3 protein-coding genes are annotated in these 4,283 nt (G+C 56.8%); 2 read left to right on the forward strand and 1 reads right to left on the reverse strand.

Annotation, left to right across the window (positions count from 1 at the left end):
* Positions 1-321 precede the first annotated feature (321 nt).
* Together H5U08_RS11270 and H5U08_RS11275 are read left to right on the forward strand one after the other, a co-directional pair.
* A complete protein-coding gene (locus H5U08_RS11270) occupies positions 322-1,725 on the forward strand; it encodes an undecaprenyl-phosphate glucose phosphotransferase (protein WP_297033046.1) in 1,404 nt (467 codons plus the stop codon).
* Positions 1,726-1,776: 51 nt separating this feature from the next.
* Positions 1,777-3,000, forward strand: coding sequence for a glycosyltransferase family 4 protein (locus H5U08_RS11275; protein ID WP_297033047.1), 1,224 nt, complete (start codon positions 1,777-1,779; stop codon positions 2,998-3,000).
* Positions 3,001-3,007: 7 nt separating this feature from the next.
* Here the strand turns inward: H5U08_RS11275 and H5U08_RS11280 are convergent, their stop codons facing one another.
* Entirely contained in the window at positions 3,008-3,928 is a 921-nt protein-coding gene (locus tag H5U08_RS11280; protein WP_297033049.1) for a N(4)-(beta-N-acetylglucosaminyl)-L-asparaginase, read from the reverse strand.
* Positions 3,929-4,283: the final 355 nt, after the last annotated feature.

The raw sequence follows: 4,283 nt of genomic DNA on the forward strand, positions 1-4,283 counted from the left end.
GGCACCCCCGCACCGCTACGGGTTGACTAAACGGCAGTTGCCGTATTCCGGTCGGTTGAATAAAAGGAAAATCCGAAACGTAAGGAAAAGGCAAGTCCTGTCGATTGGTTCGAATATACTGAAAAAATCGGGGGGTGCTCACACAGTCCGACTATTCCCACCGACAGAAGGCGCGACACAATACTCGTTTGTCCCGATTTCTCAAGTCTGTTCTATTATTCAACAGGGGATTTGAGTTTTTGTTCACGGCGTTTGCCACACTGATCGGAACGTGTTGGCACACCACTCCGATAAAGTGCAACGGTACGAGGATAGCCCACCATGGCTACGATACGGCGCATCCATCAATACTGGTCAGTGCGAGAGTTATTCTATCGTTTTCTTGACGGAATCGCCGTCATCGCGGGACTGTGGGGAGCGGTTGCCTTGCATCGTGACTTTGCGCAGTCCGATTTTCTTGCTGCCGTCCTGACTGTCCTGGTTTTCCACTTCGTCGCGGAGATCACGGGGCTTTATCGCAATTGGCGCGGCATCTCGCTGGAGCGTGAATTGTGGTGTGCGGTATCGACCTGGTTATTCACGCTGCCTGGCTTTCTCACGCTGGGGTTCGTTCTCGGGGACTGGTGGAATCTTTCCCGGGACACCGTCGCCCTGTGGGCATTACTGACGGCGGCCGTTCTCGCGGTCAGCCGCGGGTTGGTTCGCGGTGTACTCAGCGTTCTTCGGGCAAAGGGGTACAACACCCGGTATTATGCGGTGGTGGGAATCAACGACCTGGCTTTTCGGCTCATCGAGGCACTGGAGAATTCACCGGACCTAGGGCTCAAGCTGCTCGGCTTTTATGACGATCGGCCTGAAGAACGCACCGGGGCGGTGCCTCCAGAAATCGGACATAAATTGGGAAACATTCAGGAGTTGGTTGAACACGCCCGACAACATCGCGTGGATATGATTTATATTACTTTCCCGATGCGCGCGGAAGAACGTATCCGCGGCATTTTGTCACAACTGGCGGATACCACGGCCTCCGTGTATATCGTCCCGGATTTCTTTGTTTTTCAATTGCTTCATTCGCGGTGGACGAATATCGGTGGCCTGCCGGTTGTCAGCGTGTATGAAAATCCGTTTTATGGGATTGATGGTTTTGTAAAACGGGCCATGGATGTTGTGCTCGCTTCCATTTTACTGGTCCTCTTTGCGCCGTTGATGCTTGTGATCGCCGTACTTATCAAGGCGACCTCCCCAGGCCCTGTCTTCTTTCGGCAGCGCCGATACGGCCTGGACGGACGCGAGATCCGCGTGTGGAAGTTTCGCACGATGACGGTGACCGAAGACGGGGATCAGGTGCAGCAGGCGAAGAAAAACGACCCCCGGGTGACGAAAATCGGTGCGTTTTTGCGGCGAACGTCGCTGGATGAATTGCCCCAATTGTTCAACGTTTTGAAGGGCGAAATGTCGCTTGTCGGCCCGCGTCCCCACGCAACCGCCCATAACGAGGAGTATCGGCGCATTATCCAGGGCTATATGCTCCGACACAAAGTGAAGCCCGGCCTGACGGGGCTCGCCCAGGTCCATGGATGCCGCGGTGAAACGGAGACTGTGGAGAAAATGCAGAAGAGGGTGGAATGGGATTTGCAGTATATTCGCGAGTGGTCGCTGTGGATGGACATCAAAATTCTTCTCCAAACAATATTCGTTGTACTAAAAGGTGAAAACGCGTATTAAACACCCAAGCATGGACCAGTGTGATTGGCTGGGAACTATATGATGGAGAATATGTTAGAAATAGTCATGGGCAACGAACTCGTTGCAGCCGGTTGGGGTGAAAGGTACGCAGCGCTTGCGGCACCGGCGCCGGATGGCGAGGGAGAGAATGAACAGGAATTAACGAGGGTACTCCATGTCATTAACGGAGAATATTATTCCGGCGCGGAACGCGTGCAGGATAATCTGGCGCTGACACTGAGCCGATTTGGGTTTGAAGTGGTTTTTGCCTGTGTCAAGGATGGACGGTTTGAAGCGAACCGCCGCGCAAAAAACGCGCGTTTATATCGCGTGCCCATGCCGGAACTGGGGTGGCGACAGACGATCGATCGTCTCTCACGCATCTGTATGCAGGAGAGGATTTCGCTGCTGCATGCCCACACGCCACGGACGGCCGTGCTTTGCGCGGCAGTCCATCGGCGGACGGGACTTCCCTGGGTGTATCACGCGCACAGCCCCACGCTGTGGGATAGTGCGCGGTATCTGAAAAACATTGTTGTGGGGGTTGTCGATTGGTGGGCGGCTCGACAGACTGACCGAATCATCGCGGTGTCAGAGAGTCTTCGCAGATACTGGGTTCGCCTTGGGATTCCGGCGCAGCGTGTGGTGACGGTCCCCAATGGCGTTGCAGCGTGGGAATCTCTCACGGTAAGAAAGCGTCCCGAAGGGTCCTGGATGTTGGGAACCATGGCGCTTTTCCGTCCCAGAAAAGGTGCCGAGGTTCTCCTGAAAGCGGCGCGGGAACTCGTCTCAAAAGGCTATAAGATACGAGTGCTGGCAGTAGGACCGTTTGAAAGCGAGAAGTATGAACGGCATCTCAAGGAGATGACACATCGTCTCGGACTCGACGAAATTGTGACGTGGACCGGTTTCGTCGAGAATACTCAGGAGATGTTTCTGGCCATGGACCTCTTCGTCCTGCCAAGCCTTTTCGGTGAAGGGATGCCGATGGTCCTACTTGAGGCCATGGCCGCAGGCCTTCCCGTGGTGGCGTCCGCGGTGGAGGGAGTTCCCGAGATTATTCGCGATGGTTGTGAAGGTTTGCTCGTTCGCCCGGGTTCTTCTTCAGCCCTTGCGGGTGCGATTGGACGCTTTCTGGACGGTGCTGTCGATTGGGAGAGCATGCGCCGTGCGGCCTACGAGCGCCAGCGGGAACGATTTTCGCTGGAGAGTATGGCAGCGGGCGTGGCGGCCGTTTATCAGGATCTTCCGCTACCTGCCAGGATGCCAGATTGAGAGCGCTTCAGTCGCCCTCCATCAGCACCACGTCGGGTTCCGTAAGGATGTCAACTGTGGCTGAACGCACGGCCACCTGAAAGCCCTTCCGCAGGCAGCCAGCACTCCACGCGCCGTCGCAGCGGAGCGCGATGAACGCCGCTTGCTGCCGAGGATCGGGCCGACACTGGCAGTTGAGTCGTTCCAGGGCTACTTTGATTGCATCGGCGGGACTCGCACCTCTTCGCATTTCCTCCACGATCAGAAAGGTGCCACAGACACGCATGATGAGCTCGCCGTGACCTGTGCCCACCGCGCCACCAACGTCGGGATCCACGTACAGGCCATGACCAACCAGCGGTGAGTCGCCCACTCGACCCGGCAACTTGAAAGCCAGGCCGCTGGTCGAACAACCACCTGCAATACGACCTGCGCCATCTATAGCAAGGACCCCAATGGTATCGTGCGCCTCTTGGCCGGGTGAGTTGTCGTGCGCCAGTTTGTCACCGGAGCCAGATTTGTGTTCCCGCTTCCAGCGTTCCCAGGCTTCGCGAGCCTCTCGGGTAAGAAGGGAGCGTCTGGGAAAGCCCTCCGCAGCGGCGAATGCCTCAGCACCTGGTCCCGCAAGAAGGACGTGCGGCGTTTTCTCCATCACTCGCCTGGCGATAGAAATGGCAGGCAAATAATCGCGAAGGCACGCCACGGCACCACATCGATGAGGAGCGGCCATGATCAGGGCGTCGAGGGTCACCTCTCCTGCGGCGTCCGGATAGCCGCCCAAACCGACGCTCGTCACGGAAGGGTCTTCCTCAACCGCCCGACAACCGGCCTCTGCAGCGTCCAGGGCGTTTCCACCCTGGCTGAGAACGGCCCAGCCGGAACGGTTGGCTATTCGGCCAAAGTGCCATGTGCTGAGGATCAGCGGTGGTTGAAGGACCGAGGTTTCCATAGGGTCAAAGCACAGCACGTATCACGGGATCTGTTCGTCTAAGTCCGGGCACTTGGCCCTGGGTCGAGTTTTTCCATCTTGGAAGGTGGCGAAAAAGAGTTCAAGAGGAGCCAGGGGTGACCCATCACCATTTTGTTGCAGGGGTGATTCATGAATGGCCCCTGCCGTTGAATTCGGAGGGACGCACTCGTCGTGCCCGTTGAGTGTAGAAAAGCACTGCCCGCGGTAACACGGACGAGAGTTCTAACGGACCTGACAAGCAGGTCCCTCGCGAGCCCCAACATACTCCGACATGTGAATCATAAGCATTGGTAGGGGCAATTCATGAATTGCCCCTACCGGTGAACGCTGTGAG

Source organism: Thermogutta sp. (assembly GCF_014359955.1).
In the GTDB taxonomy this organism is placed as follows: Bacteria; Planctomycetota; Planctomycetia; order Pirellulales; family Thermoguttaceae; genus Thermogutta.